Origin of the sequence: Kitasatospora sp. NPDC088264, from assembly GCF_040685715.1 — a bacterium.
GTDB lineage: Bacteria > Actinomycetota > Actinomycetes > Streptomycetales > Streptomycetaceae > Kitasatospora.
Genome location: NZ_JBFBIR010000065.1, coordinates 1 through 24,420 on the forward strand (window position 1 = coordinate 1; position 24,420 = coordinate 24,420).

Consider the following 24,420-nt stretch of genomic DNA (forward strand, 5'->3'; position numbering starts at 1 on the left):
AATCCTCGTTGTCTCCGTTTGTTCTGTTAGTTAAGCCGTGTGCTCTTCCTATTCGTTCGCGATCGGCCGTTGGCCGATCGGCGGACCCGCTCCGCGTGTCCGCGCCCCGGCTCCACCGGGGCGGCCGGCGCTTCGCGCTCGGCCTCGGACTGCTCCGCTTCGCTCCGACAGTCCGCAGTGGCTGACCTCTCATCATGGGCTTGAACTGGGCTTTTGGTTGATCTCACTACAGGCTGACTAGGAGTCAGGGGCGGGGCTCGCTTGGTCGAGTGACCGCCGTATGACGGTCGATCTCTTGACGGCCAGCCGGATGGGTCTGCCCGGATGCCCCGTGTCGCCACCCCGTCGCCTGGTGCTGTATCAACTTGCTGTCTCACCTCGATTTGGAGCCTTGCCAACCCTGCCGGTGAGGTAGTGACGGTATCCGACGGTGAATCCGCATCGAAATTGTCTCTCCGATTCACCGAGGATCGTGTTTCTCATTGTACCGCATTCCGACGGGTGGCATGGTCGAATATCTGGCCTGTATCTGTCTTTTCTCCACGGAGTTTTGGAGTGATGCGCTGGTGGTGATTCCTGGGCTCTCGGCGGGGCCGCCGAGAGCCCAGGGCCACCTGGTCACCGGCCTGGCGGGGGATGGTCCGGCGGCGGGGCTGGTTGGCGTCGCGCACGGCCTGGGCTGCTGCGCCGTCGGCCAGGCCGCGCTTGCGGGCCCTCTCCAGCCAGTCGGCGAGACGGTGCAGCAGCTGGTCATCCATCACAAGGAGCTGTTGGGCTGCGAGGTGGTCGGCCTCGCTCATCTCGTAGGCCAGGCCGGTCCGGCCGAGGGCGGTCTGGATGATGTGGTGCCTGCGTGCGGTCGTCGGGTCCATGGCGGGGCCGGCCTCGGGGCGCAGCGGGGGCGGCGTGGGTTGGTCGCGGGTCTGTGTGGTGAGCGGCTGAGTGGTGGGGTCGTTTTCGGGGTTGTAGGTGGTCATTGTGTGGTCGTCCATTGCGGTGGCGATTCGCTGCCATTCCTGGTGGATTTTGTGGGCGTGTTCGGCTGCCTTTTCGTCGTCGGCGTTCTGGGTGTACTTGGAGGCTTGTCGCACGTTGTGTCGGGCTTCTTCGGTCGCCTCCTGGACTTGCTTTCGGGTCATTCCCGTTGCGCGGCGAATGATGATATCCGAGACTGAGTTTGACATATTTACGATCATGACCTTTCCATCGGGTTTCCGATGGAGTTCTAGCACCACTTGTTCCGGAAACGCAAACCGCCAGGTCGCGTTTATTCGACCTGGCGGTTGTTCGGCTTCTTTAGCTGATTTCAGGCGCGTGCGTTCGGCCAGAGTTCGGGGACGTTTCCGCTTTCGCGGTCTGACTTCGGCCAGCGTTGGGCGTGGATGAGGCGCACGTTCCACCAGGGGTCGTCTGTCGGCGGGCCGTGCTTGTCGGCCTTCTTGAGGTCGCGGTTGCTGGGCAGGGTCAGGACGATCGGGCGGCCGCCGTCGCGGCGGCGCTGCTCGTGGCAGGCCGGGCATTCCGTGCGGTCCGGCTCGGCTTGCTTGGTCAGCTCGCCCTCGGAGCCGTGGGCGCCGCCGAGCGGGCCCTGGCAGGTGTAGCAGGGGTGCATCTGGTCGTTGTGCGCGCGGGCGGCCAGCAGCTTCTCGTGCCGCTTGGCGTTGGCTGCGTCCTGCTTGGCCTTCGCCTCGGCCGCCCGATCGTCCTTCTCCTGCTGCTCGCGGTCCTTGCGGCGCTGGCGGATGAGGCCCCGGTTGGGGGTGTCGTCGAGCGCCTGGGCGAGGGTCTGCCACTCTTCTCGGCCGAAGCGCCACCAGCTGGGGCCGAGGAAGCCGTGCTCCCGCAGCCGGTTGGTGGTGGTGCCCAGGACCGGGATCTTCCCCGCGAAGGTGTAGTACTGGACGCCCTCGTCTGTGTGACGGAAGCCGGTCCAGTGCTGGGCGGTGGCGGTGCGCAGGTCGCTCAGGCGGTCCATCAGGCCCTCGGGGGTGAAGCGGGGCTTGCTGCCCTTGGTGCCCTGGTCGAGGACGAACAGGACGGGCGGGCGCACGACGTCGCTGTGGTGGTAGCCGTAGGTGGGCGGCTTCAGCGAGCCGTAGTCCATCTCGAACTGCGGGCGCTCGTAGCTGCCGTCCTTGGTCGTCTTGTCGAACCAGCGCTTGTAGTTGTCGAGTTTGGCGGCCACCTTGCGCACGTCGGTCATCGTGCCCCGGTCCAGCTCCAGGAACATCACCGGGAAGCCGAGTTCGGGGGCGCGCAGCACGGCGTCGGGGATGACGTTGTGCTTGCCGGTGATGGTGTGGGCGACTTCGGTGGCCCAGTCGTCCAGGCCGCCGGGGAGCGGGCCGCAGGGCAGGGTGCGGCGGGGTGGGGCATCGCGTTCGTGCTCGCGGGGGCCGGCGCCGTGGGTGGTGGTGCCGGTGGTGGCGGTGACGATGATCTCGCTGACGAGCATGGCGTGCGGGGCGCCGGTTTTGCCGGCGCCGCGGGCGTGGCCGCCCATGTCGCGGTCGTCGCCCAGGGCTTCGGCGGCGGCGGCCAGGCCGAGCGGGGTCAGGCCCCAGATCTTCTCCGCGCCGGGCCCGCCCGGCTGAGGCTTGTTCCTGTTCGCGCCGACGTCGGCCGGCTTCTTCTTCTCGTCGGCCTTGCGCAGCGGGGAGGTGTAGCCGCGTTCTTCGACCAGCTTGTGCTTCTCCAGGTCCTTGACCGCTTCGCGGACGTGCTCGGTGCGCTTGTGCTCGCGGTCGTCGGGGTCGTTGGCGACCAGCGCGTGCAGCTGCTTGTAGGTGGCGATCTTCAGGACGCCGAGCGCGGCGAGGACGTCGGTGCGCACCGAGCCCCAGGATCCGTTCGGGTTGCGGGCGCCCCGGCGGAAGTGCACCCGGCCGGGCCGGTCCGGCTGCTGCGGCTGCCCGTCGTCCTGGCCGCCGGGCTGCTCCTGCTGCTGCTCCTGGTCGTCGTCGTGCTCGGCCATGTGGTGCTCCCCGTGCTGGTGCTGATCGTCTCGCCTCTCTACCCCACACCACCGACACCCCCACACCACACCCACCGCCCCACACCACCCACCGCCCCGCCCCACCGACACCCAGCACCCACCGCCCCACACCACCGACACCCAGCACCCACCGCCCCACACCACCGACACCCAGCACCGCCCTGCCGCCCCACCGCCCCACACCACCCACCACCCCACAGCACCGACCGCCCCCGCCCCTCTCGGCGCCGACCAGCGGGAGGCGCGTGGCCGCCCGGCCACGAGGGAGGGCCCAGCGGCCCGGAAGCGACCTGCAACCCGGACCGCACCAACCAACAACCACAAGCAAAAACAAGGAAGGGAAAGGGTTGTCGGCAATCCGCGCGCCCCGAAATATGGGCGCTGAGCTGGGGAAATGTCGAAACGCACGGAGTGGAAGCCCCCCGGGGCAGCACCCGGGGACGACCCCGGGGAGACACCCGGGGCGTTGTTTCGACCCGTCCGGCCCTTCGCACGCCTTGACGGCGGCTCACAGCGGCCCTGGACGGCCACCTGGAACGCTACCCGCTGCGGGCCCTCCGCACGCCCCCAACGGCCGTCCTGGGCCGTCTCAGGCCCGCAGGACGCCGAGTGTGGAGACCGTCGGCTCCGGCGCCGGGCGCAGCCGGGCGGGCGGTGCGGCGGGCGTGGGCGGCCGGGCGGCGGCGAGGTACTGCGGGAGGACCGCGGCGAGGCCGGCGGCGGCCTCCAGGAGGAGCGGGTCTTCGTCGGGGCGCTCCAGGAGGGCCTGGGCGAGGTGGAGCGCGGACTCCAGGGCGGCCGCCGGGACCTTCACGAGGCGCAGCGCGGCGATGGCGTCCACGGCGGCCTGCTGGGCTGGCTGTGGCGGCTGCGGGTGGGCGGGTGGGTCGGGCGCCGGTGCGGGCCGCGCCCAGGCCGGTTGCTGGCGGTTGGCGGGGCGCTGGAGGGCGTTGCCGCCGGGCCCGGGGCCGAGACCGCGCCGGGCGGCCGAGGAGGTGCTCACGTCCGGGTCAACGACCGCGGACGGCCCCGGGTGCGCTCGCCGGGTGGCGCGGCCGGCACTCGCCGGACGCACACCAGGACCACCGGCCCCGCAGGGTGGAGACCCCCGGCGTCCGGACCGTCACCCAACCGCACCACCCACCCACCACCAGCAACAGGGCAAAGGGACAGACAGAGGGGGTTGTCTGATTTTCCGGCGCTCCGAAAACCGGCTCTGACCTGCGGGAACGCTCGGGGCGGGCGAGGAGCGATGGGGTACCTGCGGTGGTAGCTGCGGGTGTACCCGCGGTGGTGCCCTCGGTGCTGCCTGCGGTGGTGCCTACGTGCTCAGGCGAGAGGGAGGTCGCCGAAGGTTCGCGGGCTGGCCACCAAGGTATCGGCGGCCAGCGCCGGGCTGCGCGGCCCGAGGGCCGGCGGTCGGACGGCGAGCTGGTGGCGGCCCGCTGGCCAAGCCGCCGGGCGGGCGCTCCGAGCAGCGATCACCGCCGGGCCGTACGGGACACCCCGGGTGCTGCTGCACTCTTGGCCGTCCGACGTGCCGCAGAGAAGTAGTCGGCGTTCGCGCAGCGGGTTGTCCCGTGGCCTGACCTGCGGCGTCAACGTTTCTGGCGGATACCTTGACGCAACCGCCGGGGCAACTGCGGCCGCAACCGCCGCGGCAACCTCGGGGGCAACTGCGGCGGCAACCGCCGGGGCAACCGGTCAGCTCGGCTGGTGAGCGGGGTCGGCCGCGTCGATCAGGCCCTCCTCGAAGGCTTGGCGGACGACCAGGGCGGCGTCGTCGGCCGTGTCGCAGACGAGCGGGCGCGCGGGCGCGTCGGGGTCCACGAGGAAGGAGCCGTTGACCAGCACGGCCCAGCCGTCCACGCGGCCGGCGCCGTGCTCGACCCAGCCGAGCGGTCGCCGGTTCAGCCGGACGTAGAACAGGCCGGGGGCCCGGCTCCAGCCGACCATGTCCCACCCGCGGCCGAGGAGGTAGGCGACGTTGCGGCTCAGGTCGTAGCGGCCCAGGCCGCGCAGGTAGGGCTCCGGCGGCGGGCGCAGCGGGTCGTCGCTCTGCTGGTGGGGCAGCGCGGCCGGGGCAGGCCGGGACAGTTCGACGGTCTCGGACGGCACCGGCCTGGGCTGCTCCTGGTGCTCGTCGGCGGCCGCGGTTTCGCCCCGCGAGGCGGAACGAGGCCGCTCCTGCTCCCGATTGGGGGCTGCGGTTTCGCCTCGCGGGGCCAAACCGGGCACCTCTTGGTCGTCGATGCCTGGCACCGGGGCGGTCGGATCGAAGATCGGGATCTTCGACAGATCGATCCGCTCCAGCGCCCGCTGGTGTCGGCGCTCGTTCGCAGCAAGGTCGGGCCAGCGAGCCTTGTCGCGGATGTCCTCCGCAGCCGAGTAGATGCGGTAGCGGTAGCCGGGCAGCAAGCGAGCCAGCTCGTCGAACGCGGCGGCCGGATCGCCGGTCTGCGTCTCCTCCAGGAAGATGACGAGCCGGCGGCGCAGCGCGTCGGTGAGGCCGAGCAGGTAGCGGCCGTCGGCGTCCCAGCGGTCCTCGGCCGGGTCGGGTGCAGCAGGCGCAGCACGGTCCGGTGCAGCAGCAGGTTCCGGGAGAGCAGCGGGGGCCGGCGGGGTTGCAGCGGCAGGTTCTGGCGCAGCAGCGGTTGCAGCAGCCTCGGCCGCGGCTTCGCGGGCCTTGGCCCTGGCCCGGTCGACCTTGCTGCGGCAGGACCGGGAGCAGTACTGCTTCGGACGCCCAGTGCTCTTCGGCTTCGGCGTCGGGTTGGAGCACTCGGGGCGTTCGCACACCCGGGCTGGGGCCTCGCTGTCGGCCGACGGGTCGGTGGCGGTGACCGGCGGGGCGCTGTCCATAGCCGGATCGTAGCTGCCCAGGTCAGCCGCCGGTCCGGCTTTCGCCTCGGTCCGGCGGCGAGGCGATACCCAGCGGTTCGGCGGCCGAGGACAAGGGGGTCGGTGCAACCACCGTGCTGGCCTGCTGCACCCGGACAAGGGGGGAGCAGCGGCGTGCAGGCAGCGGCTGCCTGGCGCTGTAGCCGGTCCGGCGCGGCGCAGGATGCGACTGGTGTCGCACGGGCTCTGACCTGCGGTGGGGAGTTTCAGCGGGGCGGAACTCACCAGGCTCCGGGGTGAAACTCACCAGGTCCCGGCGGCCGATTGCGCGGCCGGTCGCAGTGCGCGGCAGGCCGGGGCGGGGATGCGACTGCGACTGCAACGCGGGTTGCAATCGCACGCCTGTCACCTGCGGTGGGGAGTTTCGGCGGGGCGAAACTGACCAGGCTCCGGGGTGAAACTCACCGGCGGCCGGCGGTGGTCGGGCGAACTGTCGCACCGAGCTGTCGCGCCCAGCCACACGCCGGGGGTTCACCGGTGTCTCCCCACGTCACAGGGCACGACAGCCCTCAACGCGACAGCCGGAGGCGACCGGACGCGACAGGTGGCGCGACAGCCGAGGCGTGGCGGTTGACCGGGCCGTCCCACCCTTCGGTCGCGTCACTGCTGGTTATCCTCGCCGGCGATCCGGCGGAATCGGGCGGCTGCCTGGGCGAGCATGGCGAACGCCAGGCCCAGGGACTCGTCGGTCGGCGGGAGGCCGGAGTCGCCGTCGAAGGACGGGGCGTAGTGGTGGGTGACCAGCGCGGTCGCCGCGCTGACCAGGTCGCGCGCGGCGGCCAGGTCCTCGATGTCCGGGGCCTGCTCGTCCGGGCCGGCCGCCCGGCTGAGGTCCGTCACCAGCAGTCCGAGGCGCATCACCAGCAGCAACCGGTCGGTGTCGGCTGCGGTGGGCATGGTGGCGGCCACCACCTCGCCGCGGACCGGTCCGTAGGCGGTGCGCAGCGCCTCGATGTCGGCGCCGGCCTTCTCGGCGTCCATCTCGGCGCCGACCAGGTGGGCCTCGGCCGCGCCGAGCAGGGCGGTGGCCAGCATCACCGCGCGGGTCGCGTCGTCGGTGACCTGGTCGGGCTGCCAGTGGGCGCCGAGCACGGCGAGGGCTTGTTGCAGCTGCTCGATGTGCGCGTGCTCGCGGCCGGTCACCGGTGGCTCCCTTCGTTGCTGGCTCTGGTGTCCAGGGTGGCTGTCCGGCGGCCCGGAGCGGGGTGAGGCCGCACCGGATTCACCTCTATGGGTGGCGCCCGGCGCGGCCGGGGCGGTGGAGCCACCAAGGCGCGCACCTGGGTGGTCATGGTGAGCGCTGGCCCCGGCTACGGGTGCGGTCCGATCACCAGCACGGTGAGCACCGCCTCGCTTCCGCTCGGGGAGCCGGTGCCCGCCGGGCCGTAAGTCCAGTAGATCCGCCATGCGTTCGGGCCCTGGTCGACGTAGGAATCCCATACCTTGCTGGTGGTGTGGCCGGGCAGCACCCGGTAGGGGTGCGTCCGCAGCCCCGGGTGACGGGGATCGGCGGCCAGGCGATCGAGGGCCCGGCGTACCCGCTGCAGCCGGGAGCGGTCTGGGCGGCGGCCGCGCTCCAGGCACTTAAGGGTGCGGGCGGCGGCCGGTGTGAAGTGCAGCTTCGGCATCAGTGTCCCCTTCTCTGGACATGCGAAAGGGCCCGCCTCCCTGGTGGGGAGGCGGGCCCTGAAGTGGGGTCGCGGGTGTTTGTGCGCGGGTCCGGCGGCAGGTGGCGGCCGGACCGGGCCGGAAGACGGGAGAACCCCTCGGGCGGGTGCCCGAGGGGTTCGGTGGTGCGGATCGGCCGGGCCTACCGGCGCAGCGTGGTGGGGTCGATGTCGAGGGGGAAGGGCTCGGTCAGGGCGGTGGTCTCGCCGACTTGGACGAGCCGGTCGACGTAGGTGCCGCGTTCAAGGTGGCCGAGGTAGAGCCGTGGGGCGGGTTCGAGTTCGAGGCGCCAGTAGTGGGGGATGCCGGCCGCGGCGTACAGCGACGGCTTCATCTTCTTGTCGGTGACCCGGGTGGAGGGGGAGGCGATCTCGATGGCGACGACGATGTCGTGCGCGCTCAGCGTGACGCCGGCCTTGGCAGCCGCGTCGGCGTCGGCGACGACCAGGTCGGGGATGAGCAGCCCGTCGGGGACGACGATGTTCACCGCCTCCAGCACCTCGAACGGCGCGCCGGCGGCCTCGATGGCGGCAGCCAGGATCATGGCAAGGCGGAGGCTGGCCCGCTGGTGCGGGACGCCGGGGTTGGGGCTCATCAGCAGCGCACCCCCGACCAGCTCGATCCGGTGACGGTGGTCTTCGGGCAGAGCCAGGACGTCTTCCACGGTCCAGGGCCCGCTGTGGTCAGCGGTGGCAACGCTCACGGTCCTTTCACCTCCTCCGGGTACCTGCCCTCATTGTCCCCGTCGGGGCGCTGAAGCGGTACCGGCTCTCGGGTCTGTCGTGCGAGGCCCGCCCGCCGGGTGGCGGCCGGGTGGTCTGGGTCCAATTGGAACCAGACCGTTCGATCCTGTTCGGGTCAGCCGGCGCCCCAGTCGAAGACTTCGTCGCCGCTGTAGTCCTCGAGGATCTCGGCCGTCGCCTCGGTCAGCCGCCGCGTGATCTCCTCGGCGACGTCGGCGTGGCAGTGGACCTCCACGCCGACGCTGCGGAAGCCGTCGTCGGCCGTCTCGTCCCTGTCGTTGCTCACCGGCCGCTCTCCTCGGTGTCGGTGCGCACCGCGGCGAGAGCAGCCTGGCGGCAGGCGCTCGGTCCGGTGTGCCAGAACCGGAGCTGGTCCTCGGGCTCGCCGGGGGCCGGGCAGTCGGACAGCCAGTAGCCGGTGATCGGGTGCCCACAGTCGGCGCACAGGCGCTGTCCGGCCGCGTCGGTGCCGTGAACGATCGAGCAGCCGACGTCCGCGCAGCCGAGGTCCGGGTGGGCCGCGGTGTGGCCGGCCAGGACGCAGGCGTCGCAGTGGCCGGGCAGCCCGTCGGCCGACCGCTCCGGAGGCAGGGAGCCGATGAAGCGGGCCAGCACATCTGAATGACTCACTCGATATTCCCTTTCCGTCGCACCCGTGAATTCCGAACGGTTAGTCGTCGATGCCGAAGTCGAGGTATCTGATACCGGTGAATTCGACATTCAGGCCAGCGGCGCGAGCGCCACCATCCTTGAAATAGTATTCCTGGAGTCCTTCGGCGATAATCTCGGCCTGCTGCTGCTCACCGGCACCGCTGTCGCGGGCCTCGAAAAGGCGACGCGCGACATCGCCGGGCAGCCACTGGCTGACGTCGCGCTCGCGCGGGTCGTCGGTGGAGCCGGCCGAGGAGGCGAACCCGAAGGTCGCCCTGCCGGAGACCTGGAAGCCCTTGGCCTCGGCGGCCCGGCGGACCCGGTTCTTCACGCGCGGCTGCCACTTGGCCTTCACCGCGCTCTCGATGGCCTTGGCGGTGCCGGCCTTGGGCCGGACCTTGCCGGAGACCATCCAGCGCTGCACGGTGCGCTGGGAGACGCCGAGCTGCTGGGCGACGGCCTTGGTGCTGCCCTTGGCCGCCCGGACCAGGAAGCGGATCCGGGCGGCGTTGGACTGCGGGATGTCGCGGGTCTGGGTGGCGCGCTCCAGGCCCTCTTCGATCTCCCCCATCGGCTTCCTCACTCTCCTTCGGCGACGGCGTCGGTGCCGGGCTTGATGTGGCGGGCGGGGTTGAACCCGTCCGCGATGAACTGCTGGATCTCCGCCAGGGGGCGGGCGCCCTCGAACTTGACCATCCCCGGGGCCACGCCCAGGCGCAGCGTGCCGGGGACCTGCTTGCCGTCGGGGCCGAGCGCGACGACGCCCTGGACGCCGGGGACGGTGGTCGGGTAGACGGCGCAGTCGGAGAGCACGGCGACGGGGTAGCGGCCGGTGACGGCGGCGGTCTTGAGGAGCTTGCGGTGGAAGTTGACGCGGGCGGTGGAGATGACGGCGGCTCGGATGTCGGGTCGCCAGGTGGGGCGCTCCAGGGCGGGCCAGGGCTGGCCGGGGCGGTAGTCGGCGCCGCGGGGGCGCTCGCGGAGTTTGCCGATGCCGCCCTTGGCGGTGGCCTTGATGGCGGCGAGCACGGCCAGGTCGACCGGGTCGCCGGTCTCCTTCACGGTCGTCATCACCTCCTGGAACAGGTCGAGGCCGTGGTCGGCGAGGTCGGCCGGCACGCCGAGGCGGGCCATGGCGGCCTTGTAGGCGGCGTTCAGCCGGTCGTGCCACGGGTCCAGGTACGGTCCGGCCTCGTGGCGCAGCCAGCCCTCCAGCGGGCGCACCTGGGCGCCGAGCTCCGTGGCGTAGGCGACGGTGGGAGTGGCGTACCAGGCCGGCCCCGTCGGCCGCTCGCCGGTCCGGGTGAACGGCGAGGGCAGGCGCGGGTCGAGCTCGATGTGCGAGAGGTCGACCAGCCAGCTGCCGGGCAGCGTCTTGTCGAAGGCGGGCTCCAGCTCGTGCACCGGCTCGGAGAGGCCGACCCGCAGGCGGCCCGCGGCCGCGAGGAAGGCGGTGTTGACGTCCAGGCCCACCGCGAAGGGCAGCGCGGCTTCCTCCTCGGTGAGGTCGCGGTGCCAGTCCCATGCCTCCTCGAAGAGCACCTCGTCCGGGCCTTCCCCGCGGCCCTGGGCGAGCGGGTGGACCGAGAGGACCTCCGGCGGCGCGGCGTCCACCGCCTGGTGCAGCGAGCCGGGCACCAGGCCGGAGGACCAGCCGCCGGCCTCGTTGCGCACCGGCTTGGTCGGCGGGCGCAGCGCGGTCATCAGCTCCAGACCGGAGACGGCGGTGGAGCCACGCGGGGTGATGACGTCGGTGGCGTAGGTGCCGAGCAGGCGCAGCAGGCCGTTCGCGTCCAGGCCGTCGGGCACCTTCCAGCCCGCGCTGGTGAGCGCGCCCCACATCGGCACGCAGTACTGCACGCACTCGCGGCGAGCCCCGTCCGGTGTCCGGAAGACCCGGGCCCACGGGCCGAAACCGCGCCTGGTCAACTGCCACTCGGCCTTGGCGAGGGCCTTCACCACGCGGTGGGACTCGGGCAGGCGGCCGATGCGCGGGTCGTAGTCGCCCTTCCCCTGTCCGGGGCCGGGCAGGCCCAGCTCGGTGGCGGCGGCGTCGGTGAGCACCACCAGCGGGTCGCCGTCGCGGCCCCACTGGTGGAGCCGCGCGGCGCCGAGGCCGGCGGCCAGCGTCCACTCGGTCAGCGCCGGCACCGACGGCTTGCCGGGCACCTCCAGCACCTGGCCGTCCATCAGGTGGGCCACCAGGTGCTTGCCGGAGGCGGCGACGTCCACCACGGCCAGCGGACCGGCCGGGAAGCGGGCGGCCGCGGCCTGCTGCCAGTCCGGCACCACCGCGGTCTTGGCTGTGGCCGGGGCCGCCTTGCGCGGCCGCGCCGCAGCACCCGGCCGCGACGCCACCGCCGGACGCTGCGCCGAAGGCCGGCGCGCAGCCGCAGCGGGGGCGGCCTGGCGCGGCGCGGCCACTGGCGCGACGTGGACGGCCTGGACGGCCGGGGCCGCCTGCTGCTGGGCCACGGCGACGGCCGGGCCCGCGCCAGGGCGGCAGAACCCGCCCAGGTGCATCGGCCGCCCGCCGGTGCGGTAGACCGACGGCTGACCGCACTGCACGCACGGCAACGCCTCGCCCATCACCAGCGAGCCGTCCGGCTGCTGGTCGAGCATCACCGGCTGGACCGACTGCTCCGGGCCCGCGAACACCTCCGGCACCGCCGGCTCCGGCACGGCAGTCGCAGGCGGCTCCTCGGGCGCCGGGAACTGGGCGGCCAGGCCGCGCAGCAGTCGGGCGTAGTCCCCGCGCTGCGGCGGCCGCGGCTCGCTGCGCCCCTTCTCCCAGGTCCAGATCGTCTCCTCCCGCACCCCGACCGCCTTGGCGATCTGGGGGCGGGTCAGCTTCGCGGCCTTGCGCAGCCGTTCGCGCTCCGCCGGCGGCGGCAGCTCCTCCTCGGCGACCTGCGCGAGCAGCGCGGCGACCGGGTCGATCTCTTCGGGCATGACGTACCTCCTACCACGCATCATAGCGCGGATCTAATGCCAATCTAATGGTTAGCTAACCCCTAATGGGTGGTCTCTCCGGCCCGAAAACGGCGGGGGGTGGCGTCACCAGCCGGACGGGGGTGGCGTCACCAGCCGGACGGGGGTCTGGTCACCAGCCGGACACCATTAAGAGAAGTAGTGCGAGACGTGGCGATCCCTCCCGGACGCCGAAGGCATCTACAGGTGGCTGTGCGCGCAAGCGCGCGAGGACCGCTCTCAGCCGCGCCGCGGCGCCGACCAACGACGCCCGCAACGGGGTGGGGTAGCAGCATGGGTGCTGCCAGGGGTGGCAGCACCCATGCTGCTCAATATCTAGAACCAGCTACTCCAGAACCAAGACGCTGCGCCCTCCCGGACGGCCGTAGGCCAGTGACGGGTGGCCTACGCGCTGGCGCGACATCCTGCGGCAGCGGCAGGGCTGTCAGCTGGCCAGGCCAGCGGCGAGCGCGAGCTGTCGGAGGTTCATGACCGGCTGGAGCGGGCCGGGCTTCCAGCCGAGAGCGTCCTGGATGAATCCGTGGCCGGCGTCCGCGCCGCCGGTGTTCCAGCGCCGGTCGACCACGGGCAGGCGCAGCCAGTTGACGCGCTCTCCCGTGACGCTGTGAACCGGGTGGGTGTAGTGGGTCAGGAAGTTCTCGGGGTTGGGCAGGGTCTTCTGGAACGGGCTGAGTTCGTAGTGCGGGGCGTACTCGGCGATGCCGTTGCCGGTCGGCGTGCTGATGGTCCAGGTGATGTGGACGTCGCCCGGCTGGTAGCGGCCCGGGTCATCCGTGTGGAGGTCGTCGGCCACGTGGTCCGCCCACTGCTGCCAGAGCGTCAGCGCGTCGATGTCCGTCGGGGCGCTGTCGCGGAACTGCCGCTCGCCGTGGGCCTCCCAGCGCAGGACGAGCTCGTGGGCGTTGGGGTAGTTGTTCCTCACGGCGTTGAACAGCCAGGTGGTGCCGGCCGGGTAGGGGTGGGGTTGTGCCTGGTGCACGGGTGCTCCGTTCGGATGCTCTGGGATCGATTCGTGGGTCGCGCTGCGAGCAGGATCGGGGGGAATCCACCGTGACGTCCGGCGAATCACTAGATCGTCTTCTGCGGGGCGGTCATGACCCCGCCCGACTTGGGAGGGCGCGAGCGGGGCTGTCAGGCGCCCTGAGGGGCCCTCAGGGCGCTTCTCGGGTGATCTACAGGCCGAGGTCGGCTGCCAGGCCGGCGGTGGGCGTCCACTCGCCGCTGTTCTCGTCGTCCGTCCAGCCGAGTTCGGCGGCCCGCTCGGTGGGGACGGTGGCGGTGCCGATGGCGCCGGTCTGGTGGATGACCGTGGTCGGCCTGCGGTCGCCGACGGTGGGGGCCGTGTCGTCGCTGGCCATGTCGACAAACTGCGAATAGTGCAGTTGTGCGCCGACTGAGATCGTGGCCCGGGGGCCGTTGCGGTGCTTGCCGACGATGAGGTCGGTCTCGCCGGCGCGCGGGGACTCCGTCTCGTAGGCGTCGGGGCGGTACAGCAGGATGACCATGTCGGCGTCCTGCTCCAGCGAGCCGGACTCGCGCAGGTCGGACACCATGGGCACCTTGTCGGTGCGCTGCTCGGGACCGCGGTTGAGCTGAGCCAACACCACGATGGGCAGGTGGAGCTCCTTGGCCAGCAGCTTGAGCTGGCGGCTGATCTCGGAGACGTCCTCCTGCCGGGTGGCCTGGCGGTTCTTGGAGCCGCCGGTGATGAGCTGGACGTAGTCGATGACGATGAGCGCCAGGTCCGGGGTGCGGTTCTTCAGCCGACGGCACTTGGCCTGGATCTCGGGCAGCGACCGGGCGGACTCGTTGACGTAGAGCGGGGCGCCGCGGTAGCGCTCGACCGCGCCGGCGGTGCGGGTCCACTCGTCGTCGGTCAGGTGGCCCGAGCGCAGGTGGCTGAGGTTGACGCGGCCCTCGGCGGACAGCACGCGCATGTTCAGCTCGTTGATGCCCATCTCCAGGCTGATGAACGCCGCCGGGCGTCCTGCCCCCTCGATCGGGCGGCGGGCGCTGTCGCGGGGCAGGGTGCAGGCGCGGGCAAAATCCATGGCCAGGGTGCTTTTCCCGTGGCCGGGACGTCCGGCCACGATGATGATCTGGCCGGGCTGCCAGCCGTGGGTGAGCGCGTCCAGGTCGGCGAAGCCGGTGGGGACGCCGCTGATGCCCGAGCGGCTGCCGGCGGCCTGGATCTCGTCGAGCGTGCCGGGGAGGCTGTCGGTGGGCAGCGCGAAGTCGTCCTCGCGGCCGCGGGTCTCGACCACGGCGGCGATCTCGGAGGCCGCCGCGGCGACGATCTCGTCCACCTCGCCCTCACCGGCGTAGCCCATGGCGGCGATCCGGGTGCCGGCCTCGACCAGGCGGCGCATCACGGCCTGCTCGCGCACGGCCTCGGCGTAGTACTCGGCGTTCGCAGCGGTCGGCACGGAGTTGACCAGGGTGTGCAGGTAGCCGGGACCGCCGACTCGGTCCAGCTCGCCGCGCTTCTTGAGCTCCCCCGCGACCGTGATCGGGTCGGCGGGCTCCTGACGGGCCACCAGGTCCAGGATCGCCCGATGGATCGTCTCGTGGGCCGGGCGGTAGTAGTCGTCCGGCTCCAGGACGTCGGCGACGTCGATGATCGCCTGCTTGGACAGCATCATGCCGCCCAGCACCGACTGCTCGGCCGTCAGATCCTCGGGCCGGCCACCCGGCGGCACCCGCTCGAACCCGGCATCGGGCGCCGGGGCGTCGGCGGGGCCGGCCTTCTTGCGGGCGCGACGGGCCGGGGCGGGCGGCGGCTCCTGCTCGGGTTCGGGGCCCGGGTCCGTCCAGTCGATCGGCTCGGCCTGGTCCTGGCTGGGTACGCTCATGGTGAATCTCTCCTCGTCGAGTGGGTTCAGCGCGGCGGCCGGGCCTTCTCAGGGGCTCCCGGCCGCCGTCTGCGTGCGGGTCAGATGTCGGGCGAGCCCAAGCCGTTCAGCAGGGCGTTCACGTCCGCCGAGTTTGAGGCCGGCTCCCGACTCGCGGCCGCCGGAGCCGGGCCCGAGTCCGTAGCCGGGGACACCGATCTTCCCGACGGTCCCGCGATCCGGCCAGCACGGGATGCCAGCGCAGCCAGGCCCGCGGGCATCGCGGTCGTCCTGCGCTCCGGGTCCTGCGTCGGCAGCGCCGGACGGGGAGCAGAGCCCTGGGCGGGAATGCCCGCACCGGCGACGACCTCGAACAGCGGCAGGTTCGGAATCCGGTCACGCCCCAGGATCGAGCCGTGGTTCTTGATCCCGCCTGGGTTCTTGGTGAGCTGCTCCACCAGAAGCCGCTGCGTGCGGTCGTCCAGTCCCGTGATCTTCGGCCAGCCCTGGTCGGCCATCGCCTCCAGCAGCGCCGGAGCGAGGGCCTTGGCCCTCGGCCGACCGACGGACCACGGCTGAGGGAGCAGCTGGAGGAGCCGGAGAGCTGCCGCGGTTTCCTCGGGGGCGAAGACCCTCCCCTCCTCCCCCGGCGAAGCCGACCTACGACCGGTGGGACTCGTGAGGGGGTTGGGGGAGGAGGTAGTTACCTCCTCCGGGGGGTGTGGGGGGGACGGGGCCGACGTGTCGGAAACCGCATCATCGGCCTGACCTGCATAGATGTTGGATTCCGACGTGTCGGAAACCGCACTGTCGGCCTCCGACGTGTTGGAAATCGCACTGTCGGCCTGACCTGCATAGATGTTGGAAATCGCATCGTCGGAACCGACCTGCGCACCCCGACGTGTTGGATTTCGCACCGTCGGGCTGACCTGCGACGCAGCCGCAGCGCCTCGGTTGACGTAGGCGCTGTTGTTGGCGGGGTTCCGGTACACCCGGAACCGCCACTTCGGTCGGCCGGTCTCCTTGTCGTAGCCGTCTCGCTCGTGGCTGACGTGGCCGGCCTTCTGCAGTCGCCCGAGGACGCCACGCAGGCGGCTGGAGCCCATCTTCCAGCCGGACGCCTGGAACTCCTCGGCCAGCGCGACGATGCCGGACGGCTGGTCCGGGTCCCGGAGCAACAGGCGGATCAGCACCCCGTAGTCCTCGGGCTGGAGCCCTGGCGCGTACGCCAAGGCGTACGGCACGACCACTTCCTCCGGCGGCTCCCAGGCCCGCTCGATCGAGGAGCCGCTGAACTCGGCGTCGGTCATCTTCTTCACTGGGTCACCTCCGATCCGGCGGCGAGCGCCAGGAGCAGTCCGGCCTGGTGGGCAGGCCGGGTCATACGAACAGGGGATTCGAACGGTTTGGGTCCAATTGGACCCAGTGGGGTGTTGATCTGGGACGCCATGCCCATAGAGGTGTCGGCGCAGCGAAGCGTGTGACCGAAGCCGGAGTGGCGTGGATCACTCGTTGGAATGCGGTCGGGGATCATGACCCCAGGGGTGTCACGACCTGCCTGTGGACAGGGATTCACGCCGGGGGACGGCGCGCTGTACGCGACCGGCGGGGCAGCCACGGCCAGCGTGAGGGGCGGCTGTGCAGGGCTCATTCCGGAGACCGGCGCGAGCGAGGCCCGGGTGCGCAAGGGAAAGTCGGTGGTTCGGGACAACGGGGCTGTGCCTCTCCGTTGTACGTCGATCCCGACGCGCCAGGGGGTCACTCGGCCGGGCGATGAGACGGGTGTCTCTCGCCCCGAACCGGGTACACCTGGTACCGTCGGCATCGACGTACAACTGAATTGATCAGCGAGGCGGCCCAAGTTTGGCGACTGGGGGCCGCTTTCGCGTTTTCTGGGGTACGTGTGCCGTCCGTCCGGACGACTGGCTCAGCTTATTCGTCTCCCTGAGTCCTCGGGCCGTTCAGCATCCGCGTGTCGGCTGGACAACCTGGCCTCCGCGCGGATCAGCTGGTCCAGGGCCTGATCGGCCGTCATCTCGGTGTCCTTGCTGTCGTCCCATCGGCTGAGCGTGGATGCAACCGCACGGAGCACCTCGTCCGGAAGGCCAGCTGCGGCCATCGTGTCCGCGGCCTCCTCCAGTTCTGGGCCCCACCGCCACGCCCGCGCGGCCGTCTTGGCGACGTAGTCCGTCTCCGTGAGGTACGACCCGGTCCGCTGGCCGGCGATGTCGAGCAGCGCCTGGTCGACGCTGTGCTCGCGCGCGAGCCCGTAGGACAGTGCGGCCAGCACCCGTGATGCCTTCTGGTAGGCGGTGTAGGCGACCTTCAGCGCGCTGGCCTGGCCGACTTCCTCGCCCAGGACGTGGGTCGACACCGCGCTGCCCGAGAAGAGGTGCTCGACCAGCCCAATCTCTTCAACCGGTCCGGAGAGATACAGCCTGGGCCGCTTCGCCCCGACCGGCGGCGAGCCGACCACCGCGCCGTCGACCACCCCGCGGGCCGTCCCGCTGACGAGCTGTGCGATCCGGGCCGCTTGCTGCGGGCTGATCGCGTTCGCCTCCACGTACAGGCCCGTGAAGCCGAGCCCGGCGACCTCCCGTGCGACGTCTTCGGCCGCGGCCGGCGGGCACAGGCTGAGTACGACGTCCGCCTGAGCCACCAGCTCGGTCAGCGTCGGCACCGCCGTCAGCCCGAACTTCTCCGCCCTGGCCACGGTCGCCTCACTGCGCCTCTGCGGGCACCACAACACCCGGGCGCCCCCAGCCTGGGCGCACGCGGCGACCGCCGCTCCCATGCTGCCGGGGTGCAGAACACCGAGCACGACCTGACCGCCCGTCATCGGGCACCACCACGCGCTTGGCGGATCTGCTCGGCGGCTTGCTCGGGCGAGGCGACGTCGGTGCGGACCACCAGGTCGAATCGGAAGTCGCCGTTGGTCTGCAGGTCCGCCAGCGTCGCATCCCACGCGGAGAGCCGGGCCTGCGTGTCGCTGTCTCCGCGGCCTGCCGACCGGACGGCGGTCACCTCGCGCGGGCACCACAGCAGGACGGTGAGCCACTGCGCCGGATACCCCTCGATCAGGGCCCGGACGCCGTCGACCTGGCCGAGGTGGACGACCGGCACGCCAGCGGCGAACGCGTCGTCCAGGCCCGGCCGGTCGACCACGTAGGTGCTGTCGTACCTGCCGTTCTCGTAGATGACCGCGTCGGCAGCACGCAGCTCTTCGAGCTGCTGCTGAGAGCCCATCCGGTAGCCGGCCGTGCGGCCCGAGCCCACCTTCAACCGGGTGAACTGCCGGTAGGAGGGGTCCAGCATCGCCAGCGCGGCGGTGACCGTGTCCTTGCCCGCGGCCGGCGGCGCGTACAGAAGCACACCGCGTTGCTGCTGGCTGCTCATACGCGCACCTCCGCGAGCGCGAGCCGGGCCTGGTCGGCCAGCGAGATCGCCGCCCCCATGCGGTTGTCGACCACCAGGTGCGGCACCACCGGCCGCAGCTCCGTGTCGACGGTGGCGATGTAGTCGTCCCAGTGCGCCAGCTTCCAGGCGTCGCGGGCGGCCGACCGGAAGCCGATGTACTCGCGCATCGACTCCGCGTCGCAGCGAACCCAGATCGGCGACACGTCGACACCCTGCGCACGGCAGCGGTTGACGAGTCGAGTCATCCACGCCTCGTCCGTCATCTCGGCGATGAACGGCGCGGTCAGCACCGTGCTGATGCCGCAGGCGACGTTGGCGTAGGCGGCCTGCATCAGGCAGTCGTACTCGAGCGCCCGTACCTGGCTGCGATACAGGTCTGTGTGCCGGTCGTTGGGGTCGCCGCCGAGGGAGATCAGCAGGCGTTCGACCAGCGGCCGGGTCAGCGGATCCTTGTCCAGCAGCGGCCAGCCGGTCAGCTGCGTCAAGAACCTGGCGAACTCCGTCTTCCCGCTGCCGGCGAACCCGCCGACCAGGACGATCGAGGGCCGGTGCGGATCCCCGCCCGTGTGCCGCCGACGCCACGCATCCATGATCCGCTGCTGCAACGCCATGTTGTCGGCCTCGGCCGTACCCGGCGCGATCCGGTGCAGCGCCCGCTCGACAGCCAGCACATGAGATCCGTTGTTGGTCTCGGACATCGGCGTCAGCGCGAACGCGGTGTCCTCGCCCGGCAGCGGATTCCGGAACCCGAGCTGCGGATCCGTCGCCCGGTAGAGCGCGCAGTACGCCCGCCGGTAGTCCGGACCCGGGTAGATCTCGCCCTGCTCGTGTTGCCAGATCGTCTGGGGGTGCGCAGCCGGAACGTTCTTCAATCCGGCCTGCTCCGCCACCGTGCGAAGGCGCTCGCCGGCGTCCTCAAGCGTCAGCCCGTGAGCCTCCCGCTGCTCCCGCAACCTCTCGGGCCGCCATCCCAGCCGAACCTTCGCCATGCCCCCCACCTCCGCTGTCGTCATGCTCGCGAGCCTAGGGGCGGAGCCCCAAAAGCCATGTGTACGTGGATATTGAAAACGCGTTGATGAACCCGCGTACGGATCTCACCATGCAGATGCGATGGTCCTGGATCGCCCGGCCCGCTGTGATTGAGAAGTCAGCACGGGATGGAAGGGGAGACCAGTGATCGAGTTGATGGGTCGGCGGTTACGCACCGCTGACGGGGAGCCGGTCCACAGACAGGCTGGAAGTATCGGCAAGGCCGACGAATCCATGATCTGCCAGGGCAGCCGGGCGTTGCGCGACCCAGCCGGACCCCCCGACCTCAGGGTCGAGCACGGTGCGAATGTGCGTGAACCCCTGCTCCACGTAGTACTGGTGCAGACGGACGTTGCTGGTCCACGCATCCAGCCGCAGCCACTTAGCGCCGCGGTGGAACGCCTGGTCTCCGGCCCAGTTGAGAAGGCGCGCGCCAAGGTTCACACCAGCGTGCTGCCGGTCGATCGTGAGCTTGTGTACGTACAGCGAGCCAACCTTCCGCTCTTCTGGTGTCCAGAGCAGCGGGTCAGCCGCCGTGTCGAGAGTGATGGTTGCGGCAAGGTCGGCCGTCGGGGTCTCCCGCACGACGAAGACCTCGCCGGCCTCGATGCTGCGAGCTATGTGGTCACCTGGGAACGACGTCGACCACTGGTCGCTTCCGAGCGTGGCCAGCCAGGCGGCCGTGTCAGTCCGGAAGCGCATCAGCCGAGGCAGGTCCTCGATCCCAGCGCGCGTGATGATCATTCGGCAGCCTCCTCTGCTGTCGCTTCCTCGGTTGATTCCTCGACTCTTCTGCGTTCGTAGACGATGACGTGGCGATCACCAGGCAGCAGGCAGACGGTCACCTGGATTGGCTGCCCGTCCTCGTCATGGGCAGTACTGATCAACTCTGCGATGGGCGTGCCAGTCGGCAGGGACAGCCGCTCAACCTCCGGCCGTCGTGGCATCCGGGGATAGATCTCGTCGAGCGCTTCCACCAATTTGTGCCCGAGCTCGGCCAACACCTGGTTGGTTCCGCGCTCGATGCTGGCCGGCAGCATCCACTCGGACCCCTCCACGATTCGGTGGGCCACGTACGAGTCGTCTGTGGCGTACGGTCGGCCGTCGACATAGCTGGTTCGACGTCGCACTGCCACCGGCTCGTTCTCGTTGAGCTGCAGACGCTGTCGGATCAGCTCATCGGGGAGGACGACGTCCACCTCGATCGTCTGGGTACCTTCGCGGCCTTCCTGCGCCAGCAAGTTGGTGAAGATGTCGACTGTGGGCGGCTTCTTCCTGAACTCCGACTGCGGGCGGTAGACCAACGGCTTCCACTCGCGGACGGTGCGTCCAAGCCGGCCTTTGCCCTCCGTCACCAGCCCCTCCTGCTGGAGCCGTCGCAGTGCGTTCCTCACGGTGTCTCGGCTGACGTCGTGCAGCTCGGCGAGCTGAAGTTCACCGGGCACCTGGTCCCCAGCTGCCAGCTTGTGCTGGTCGATCTGCCGCCGGAGATCGTCGTAGACGATCTCCCAGCGGGCCTTGTTGTCAGCTGGCACCAGCAACCCTTCCGTCCGTGTTGTTCTGTACGTACAGAAGATAGCGCGTCGATGGGTTCTCGTCTCCCCCTGGGGTCTCGCCGGGGGTGTCGAGGGGTGGGGCCGGGGCGCCCGATGGGTGATTTCGTGGCTGCTGCGGCCTCCTGACCTGCGGTTTTGATGGGTCGTCAAATCTGTACGTACAGAAGGCTTGCAGTGCCCGGAGTTCTGTACGTACAGTACGGACAGAAGCCGAACCGGCGCCGCCGGGAAAGCGAGAAGGCCCGATTAGGGCCTAATTTGCACTGCCCAAAATGCGCCCGAAACGGGCGCAGCCTCGGGGCGTCTTGTCCACGCTCCGAGGCCACTTCGAACCACCACCCACCTGCATGGGAGTGATCCGCGTGTCCATCCTGCCCGAAACCGCCGCTGAGCAGCACACCGCCCCTTCCGGGACCGGCCGTTTGGCCGTCCGAAAGACCGTTGCAGCCACGACCGGTCGCAAGCGCGCCGGCCAGATCGCCGACACCACCAGCCGCAGCGCTGGCGCGTGGATCCGGGAGGCCAAGGGCGTCGAGCGTCGGCGTCGCGCTGTCGCGCAGCACCTGGCTGAGCTGACCGGCACTCAGCCCCTGCGCTGGACCGGCGAGATCAGCACCGTGGAGTGGGAGCAGCTCCTGACTGCCGGCGCGGACGCTCTCCTCGCGGTCGGCGGCAAGGGCAGCGAGTACTTCTGGCTCAACCTGGTGGACAGCGCCGAGGTGTACGCGGCCGAGGCCGCTGCGCTCGCTGGCACCGACGACTTCCGCGCCGTGCGTGAGCTGAACGAGCTGCCCGGCGACCAGGAGCCCGACCTCACCGACGAGCAGCGCACCCCGGACGTGGCCAAGAAGGTCGCCACCTGGTCGCCGTTCTCCAGCACCCGCTGCGCGGCCGCCCGGTACGTCGTGCGCTGCGCGGACGGCACCCGCCGCTACGGCAACGGCGAGCTCGCGGAGGTGGCCTGATGACCGTCCTCCACTTCGCCGCCCGCCCGATGACGGGCGCCACCGCCACCGCGACCAGCAGTGCCGCCGAACCGCCCGCCTCCGGGGCCTGCAAGGGCGTCGACCCCGACCTGTTCTTCCCGCCGAAGGACTCCGCCTCCCCGCTCTACCCGAACAACGCCGAGCTGGTCGCGCTGGAGATCTGCGCCAGCTGCCCGCTCGCCCAGCGCACCACCTGCCTTGCGCAGCAGCTCGCTGCCGGCCCCGGCGCCCAGTGGGGCGTGTCCGGCGGGATGACCGCGGCGCAGCGCAAGCAGCTGCTCGACAGGCGGAGGGTCAGCAACGGTCTGGCCCACCAGCTCGCCCGGCAGATGCACCGGACCGTGTACGCCGCGCCGCGGCTGGCGCAGGCCGCGCTGGCCACCCTGCCACCGCTGGCCGGGTGATCGCGATGGCCGACACCAACGCGCAGCCGGCGCCCGCGCCGCAGCCCGCCCCGGCGCCGCAGTCGATGCCCAGTCACGACCTGTACCGCCAGGTGGAGACCACGGTCCAGCACGCCCAGCAGCTCGCCGGCCTCGTGGCCCAGCACCTCGGCGGGGGTGCCGGGTGAGCAGCCGAGACTTCGACCCGGCCGGGGCGCTGATCCTGATCGTCACCGGACTCGGCGTCGCGTTCTTCCTCTTCCTGGCCGTCGGCCTGCTGATCGGCGGTGGCCGGTGACCGACCACCAGCAGCGGCCGGTCGCCGACTCCGTCGCCACTGACATGGACCTCCTGCTCCGCTTCGCCCGGGAGCGCCAGGCCCGCGTCGTCCACCGCACCCCCGCGCAGGCCGCCCCGGCCCGCGACCCCCAGCCCTCCCGGCCCGCGAGCAGCACCTGATCCGGACTCGCGCCGGCAGCCCGTCGGTTGGTTGTCGTTCGCCGCCGCCCGCATCCCAGAGCGGCGGTGTTCGACGGTGCCCGACGGCACCCGCACCGCTCCCCTACATAGAGAGGACAGCCGATGGCTCTCCCCGCCTGGATGACCGACCACATCGACACCACCGCCGAGTCGCTGACCGCGCTCAGCGAGCTCGGCCGCTGGCTCGACGCCCCGCAGAACCGCCTCGCCCGGCGCAACCAGCGCATCGGCAGTCAGGCCGCCCGGGTCCAGGCGGCGCGCGAGCTGCACGCGGCCGAGGCCGACGACGTCGTCGCGCCGCTGCGGATCGCCGAACTGGAGGAGCGGGCCGAGAACGCGCTGGGCCGGGCCGGCCTGGTGGTCCTGGCCGAGGAGCTCGCCGAGCGCACGCTGCTGCGGATCACCACGACGATCGCCCGCCCGAGCGAGCTCAGCGCCAACAGCGAGGCGCTCCAGCAGCTCGCCGAGCAGATCGCCACCGGCATCCGCGCCCTGATGGCCAACCTGACCAGCATCGACCACCTCTACCCGGCCGAGGCCCGCCGCAACGCCCGCGAGGTGCTGGCGGACCTGACCGATGGCTACGACGCCAGGACGGCCACCGGCTCGCGCAAGGACCTGACCGCCTGGAGTGAGGCCGTCGACATCGCGCTCACGGTCATCCAGATGGCCGTCACCCGCGCCTGACCGCCGGCCGCGCCACGCAGCAGCAGCCCTTCCCACCCGCACACCTCTGGAGATTCCTGATGGTCATCAACGAGTTCAACGGCACGCTCCCGCCCGGGGCGATCCTCGTCCAGGGCCGCGACTTCAGCGGGACGATCGCCTTCGGCGACGACGAGATCCGAATCGGCGACACCGTCATCACCGCCGGCCCCCGCACCGCCCCGGCCGACCAGGAGCCGACCGGGACGGAGGTCGCGCTGTGATCCGCGTCGTCTCCGCCGACGAACTGCGCACCCTGCGCGGGCACTCGGCCCAGTTCCTCGCCCTGGCCGACGAACTCGTCCAGGAGCGCGCCGCCCACCAGCAGAGCCACGCGGCCCTGACGCTCGCCGGGGCGATCGAGGGAGCGCTGCGCGAGGAAGGCGCAGCGCTGCGGATCGTCCTGGACGAGCTGGGCGCCGACCGCGCCTGGGTCCAGGCGCGCGTCAGCGAGCTGTTCCTGGCCGGCCTGTCCGGCGCGGTGCGGTGATGGCCGGCCGCCGCCAGGCCGTCATCCGCTGCTCCTGCGGATCGGAGAAGTTCCGCTCCGACTCGGTCCGCTACACCGAACGTCGCCTTCGCCGGTTCAGCAGCCGGGTCGACGTCACCTTCCACGCCCGCTGCTCGCGCTGCACCCGCCACATCACGGTGGTCATCCACGAGGGCGTGCGCTCCGGCCGCTGGCAGGGCGTCACCCCGGCCTGACCGTCCCGTTGTTGCCCGTCACCCCCGCGCCACCGCGCGGTGCGGGGGGATCGGGGAGCACCGGACCGGTGCCCCACCCGCCCAACTACTCCTTCAAAGGGGGTGTCATGACCGTCACCGTGCTCGTCTGCGCCCTGCTCGTCGGTGGTGTCGTCACCGCGATGCTCGTCCGTCAGGACGAGGTCCGCGCCTGGCAGGCATTCATCGTCCTGGCAACCGGGTTCATGCTCGCGCTCACTCCGGTCGGCTCCGTGATCAAGAACACCGCTGACCAGCTGTCGCACTCCTCCAGTGCCAGCAGCACCAAGCACTGACCTCTGCGGTCGATTCCACTGGCCCCCGGCCCGGCCCGCCCACTCGGGCGTGGCGCGGATCGGTG

General features: G+C 71.3%; 28 protein-coding genes. 9 read left to right on the top strand and 19 right to left on the bottom strand.

Annotated elements, in window-relative coordinates; all coding sequences use genetic code 11:
- Positions 1-479: 479 nt before the first annotated feature.
- The 19 genes from AB0O82_RS32540 to AB0O82_RS32630 form a co-directional block, all read right to left on the bottom strand.
- Positions 480-1,184 carry a hypothetical protein gene (locus AB0O82_RS32540; protein WP_363587638.1) on the bottom strand — a complete coding sequence of 235 codons (705 nt, stop codon included), beginning with the start codon at positions 1,182-1,184 and terminating at the stop codon, positions 480-482.
- A gap of 122 nt (positions 1,185-1,306) precedes the next feature.
- Positions 1,307-2,974, bottom strand: a complete 1,668-nt coding sequence (locus tag AB0O82_RS32545; protein ID WP_363587640.1) for a replication-relaxation family protein — start codon at positions 2,972-2,974, stop codon at positions 1,307-1,309.
- A gap of 610 nt (positions 2,975-3,584) precedes the next feature.
- Positions 3,585-3,998 carry a hypothetical protein gene (locus AB0O82_RS32550; RefSeq protein ID WP_363587642.1) on the bottom strand — a complete coding sequence of 138 codons (414 nt, stop codon included), beginning with the start codon at positions 3,996-3,998 and terminating at the stop codon, positions 3,585-3,587.
- Positions 3,999-4,699: 701 nt separating this feature from the next.
- Positions 4,700-5,857, bottom strand: coding sequence for a hypothetical protein (locus AB0O82_RS32555; protein ID WP_363587644.1), 1,158 nt, complete (start codon positions 5,855-5,857; stop codon positions 4,700-4,702).
- Between the two features lie 639 nt (positions 5,858-6,496).
- Positions 6,497-7,039, bottom strand: a complete 543-nt coding sequence (locus AB0O82_RS32560) for a hypothetical protein (protein WP_363587647.1) — start codon at positions 7,037-7,039, stop codon at positions 6,497-6,499.
- Positions 7,040-7,206: 167 nt separating this feature from the next.
- Positions 7,207-7,524, bottom strand: a complete 318-nt coding sequence (locus AB0O82_RS32565; protein WP_363587649.1) for a hypothetical protein — start codon at positions 7,522-7,524, stop codon at positions 7,207-7,209.
- Between the two features lie 182 nt (positions 7,525-7,706).
- Positions 7,707-8,267 (bottom strand): Uma2 family endonuclease, encoded by a 561-nt coding sequence (locus tag AB0O82_RS32570; protein WP_363587651.1) that lies wholly within the window; start codon positions 8,265-8,267, stop codon positions 7,707-7,709.
- A 155-nt stretch (positions 8,268-8,422) separates the two neighbouring features.
- The gene (locus tag AB0O82_RS32575; RefSeq protein ID WP_363587653.1) at positions 8,423-8,593 is read right to left on the bottom strand and encodes a hypothetical protein; all 171 of its coding nucleotides are present in this window, start codon (positions 8,591-8,593) and stop codon (positions 8,423-8,425) included.
- Positions 8,590-8,937 (bottom strand): hypothetical protein, encoded by a 348-nt coding sequence (locus tag AB0O82_RS32580; protein ID WP_363587655.1) that lies wholly within the window; start codon positions 8,935-8,937, stop codon positions 8,590-8,592. Before AB0O82_RS32580 ends, AB0O82_RS32575 begins: the two co-directional genes overlap by 4 nt.
- A 40-nt stretch (positions 8,938-8,977) precedes the next feature.
- Positions 8,978-9,529 (bottom strand): helix-turn-helix transcriptional regulator, encoded by a 552-nt coding sequence (locus tag AB0O82_RS32585; protein WP_363587657.1) that lies wholly within the window; start codon positions 9,527-9,529, stop codon positions 8,978-8,980.
- A gap of 8 nt (positions 9,530-9,537) precedes the next feature.
- Entirely contained in the window at positions 9,538-11,910 is a 2,373-nt protein-coding gene (locus AB0O82_RS32590) for a helix-turn-helix domain-containing protein (protein ID WP_363587659.1), read from the bottom strand.
- A gap of 463 nt (positions 11,911-12,373) precedes the next feature.
- Entirely contained in the window at positions 12,374-12,928 is a 555-nt protein-coding gene (locus tag AB0O82_RS32595; protein WP_363587661.1) for a hypothetical protein, read from the bottom strand.
- A 193-nt stretch (positions 12,929-13,121) separates the two neighbouring features.
- Positions 13,122-14,801, bottom strand: a complete 1,680-nt coding sequence (gene dnaB / locus AB0O82_RS32600) for a replicative DNA helicase (protein WP_363587663.1) — start codon at positions 14,799-14,801, stop codon at positions 13,122-13,124.
- A gap of 80 nt (positions 14,802-14,881) precedes the next feature.
- Positions 14,882-16,099: a hypothetical protein gene (locus tag AB0O82_RS32605; protein ID WP_363587665.1), complete on the bottom strand. Its 1,218-nt coding sequence runs from the start codon at positions 16,097-16,099 to the stop codon at positions 14,882-14,884.
- A 608-nt stretch (positions 16,100-16,707) separates the two neighbouring features.
- Positions 16,708-17,619, bottom strand: a complete 912-nt coding sequence (locus AB0O82_RS32610; RefSeq protein ID WP_363587667.1) for a DUF1932 domain-containing protein — start codon at positions 17,617-17,619, stop codon at positions 16,708-16,710.
- Positions 17,616-18,176: a guanylate kinase gene (locus tag AB0O82_RS32615; protein WP_363587669.1), complete on the bottom strand. Its 561-nt coding sequence runs from the start codon at positions 18,174-18,176 to the stop codon at positions 17,616-17,618. The genes AB0O82_RS32610 and AB0O82_RS32615 overlap by 4 nt, the downstream gene beginning before the upstream one ends.
- Complete coding sequence (locus AB0O82_RS32620) at positions 18,173-19,210, bottom strand: AAA family ATPase (RefSeq protein ID WP_363587671.1); 1,038 nt, start codon at positions 19,208-19,210, stop codon at positions 18,173-18,175. The genes AB0O82_RS32615 and AB0O82_RS32620 overlap by 4 nt, the downstream gene beginning before the upstream one ends.
- A gap of 184 nt (positions 19,211-19,394) precedes the next feature.
- A complete protein-coding gene (locus AB0O82_RS32625; protein ID WP_363587673.1) occupies positions 19,395-19,970 on the bottom strand; it encodes a GNAT family N-acetyltransferase in 576 nt (191 codons plus the stop codon).
- Positions 19,967-20,761, bottom strand: coding sequence for a GntR family transcriptional regulator (locus tag AB0O82_RS32630; protein ID WP_363587675.1), 795 nt, complete (start codon positions 20,759-20,761; stop codon positions 19,967-19,969). Before AB0O82_RS32630 ends, AB0O82_RS32625 begins: the two co-directional genes overlap by 4 nt.
- A gap of 443 nt (positions 20,762-21,204) precedes the next feature.
- On the opposite strand from AB0O82_RS32630, the gene AB0O82_RS32635 reads away from it, so the two are divergent.
- From AB0O82_RS32635 to AB0O82_RS32675, 9 genes are all read left to right on the top strand, one after another.
- A complete protein-coding gene (locus AB0O82_RS32635; RefSeq protein ID WP_363587677.1) occupies positions 21,205-21,747 on the top strand; it encodes a hypothetical protein in 543 nt (180 codons plus the stop codon).
- Positions 21,747-22,172, top strand: coding sequence for a WhiB family transcriptional regulator (locus AB0O82_RS32640; RefSeq protein ID WP_363587679.1), 426 nt, complete (start codon positions 21,747-21,749; stop codon positions 22,170-22,172). Before AB0O82_RS32635 ends, AB0O82_RS32640 begins: the two co-directional genes overlap by 1 nt.
- 5 nt (positions 22,173-22,177) lie before the next feature.
- Complete coding sequence (locus tag AB0O82_RS32645) at positions 22,178-22,339, top strand: hypothetical protein (RefSeq protein WP_363587681.1); 162 nt, start codon at positions 22,178-22,180, stop codon at positions 22,337-22,339.
- 106 nt (positions 22,340-22,445) lie between these two features.
- Entirely contained in the window at positions 22,446-22,610 is a 165-nt protein-coding gene (locus tag AB0O82_RS32650) for a hypothetical protein (RefSeq protein WP_363587683.1), read from the top strand.
- Between the two features lie 123 nt (positions 22,611-22,733).
- Positions 22,734-23,318: a hypothetical protein gene (locus AB0O82_RS32655; protein WP_363587684.1), complete on the top strand. Its 585-nt coding sequence runs from the start codon at positions 22,734-22,736 to the stop codon at positions 23,316-23,318.
- 59 nt (positions 23,319-23,377) lie between these two features.
- Positions 23,378-23,560: a hypothetical protein gene (locus AB0O82_RS32660; protein WP_363587686.1), complete on the top strand. Its 183-nt coding sequence runs from the start codon at positions 23,378-23,380 to the stop codon at positions 23,558-23,560.
- The gene (locus AB0O82_RS32665) at positions 23,557-23,826 is read left to right on the top strand and encodes a hypothetical protein (protein ID WP_363587688.1); all 270 of its coding nucleotides are present in this window, start codon (positions 23,557-23,559) and stop codon (positions 23,824-23,826) included. The genes AB0O82_RS32660 and AB0O82_RS32665 overlap by 4 nt, the downstream gene beginning before the upstream one ends.
- Entirely contained in the window at positions 23,826-24,041 is a 216-nt protein-coding gene (locus AB0O82_RS32670) for a hypothetical protein (RefSeq protein ID WP_363587690.1), read from the top strand. Before AB0O82_RS32665 ends, AB0O82_RS32670 begins: the two co-directional genes overlap by 1 nt.
- Positions 24,042-24,148: 107 nt before the next feature.
- The gene (locus AB0O82_RS32675; protein ID WP_363587692.1) at positions 24,149-24,355 is read left to right on the top strand and encodes a hypothetical protein; all 207 of its coding nucleotides are present in this window, start codon (positions 24,149-24,151) and stop codon (positions 24,353-24,355) included.
- The last annotated feature ends 65 nt before the right edge of the window (positions 24,356-24,420 follow it).

Bases quoted from the DNA above. Each gene is read 5' to 3' on its own strand.
- AB0O82_RS32540 (WP_363587638.1), bottom strand. From the start codon at position 1,184: ATGTCAAACTCAGTCTCGGATATCATCATTCGCCGCGCAACGGGAATG.
- AB0O82_RS32545 (WP_363587640.1), bottom strand. From the start codon at position 2,974: ATGGCCGAGCACGACGACGACCAGGAGCAGCAGCAGGAGCAGCCCGGC.
- AB0O82_RS32555 (WP_363587644.1), bottom strand. From the start codon at position 5,857: ATGGACAGCGCCCCGCCGGTCACCGCCACCGACCCGTCGGCCGACAGC.
- AB0O82_RS32565 (WP_363587649.1), bottom strand. From the start codon at position 7,524: ATGCCGAAGCTGCACTTCACACCGGCCGCCGCCCGCACCCTTAAGTGC.
- AB0O82_RS32585 (WP_363587657.1), bottom strand. From the start codon at position 9,529: ATGGGGGAGATCGAAGAGGGCCTGGAGCGCGCCACCCAGACCCGCGAC.
- AB0O82_RS32590 (WP_363587659.1), bottom strand. From the start codon at position 11,910: ATGCCCGAAGAGATCGACCCGGTCGCCGCGCTGCTCGCGCAGGTCGCC.
- dnaB (WP_363587663.1), bottom strand. From the start codon at position 14,801: ATGAGCGTACCCAGCCAGGACCAGGCCGAGCCGATCGACTGGACGGAC.
- AB0O82_RS32610 (WP_363587667.1), bottom strand. From the start codon at position 17,619: ATGACGGGCGGTCAGGTCGTGCTCGGTGTTCTGCACCCCGGCAGCATG.
- AB0O82_RS32615 (WP_363587669.1), bottom strand. From the start codon at position 18,176: ATGAGCAGCCAGCAGCAACGCGGTGTGCTTCTGTACGCGCCGCCGGCC.
- AB0O82_RS32620 (WP_363587671.1), bottom strand. From the start codon at position 19,210: ATGACGACAGCGGAGGTGGGGGGCATGGCGAAGGTTCGGCTGGGATGG.
- AB0O82_RS32625 (WP_363587673.1), bottom strand. From the start codon at position 19,970: ATGATCATCACGCGCGCTGGGATCGAGGACCTGCCTCGGCTGATGCGC.
- AB0O82_RS32640 (WP_363587679.1), top strand. From the start codon at position 21,747: ATGACCGTCCTCCACTTCGCCGCCCGCCCGATGACGGGCGCCACCGCC.
- AB0O82_RS32645 (WP_363587681.1), top strand. From the start codon at position 22,178: ATGGCCGACACCAACGCGCAGCCGGCGCCCGCGCCGCAGCCCGCCCCG.
- AB0O82_RS32655 (WP_363587684.1), top strand. From the start codon at position 22,734: ATGGCTCTCCCCGCCTGGATGACCGACCACATCGACACCACCGCCGAG.
- AB0O82_RS32660 (WP_363587686.1), top strand. From the start codon at position 23,378: ATGGTCATCAACGAGTTCAACGGCACGCTCCCGCCCGGGGCGATCCTC.
- AB0O82_RS32670 (WP_363587690.1), top strand. From the start codon at position 23,826: ATGGCCGGCCGCCGCCAGGCCGTCATCCGCTGCTCCTGCGGATCGGAG.
- AB0O82_RS32675 (WP_363587692.1), top strand. From the start codon at position 24,149: ATGACCGTCACCGTGCTCGTCTGCGCCCTGCTCGTCGGTGGTGTCGTC.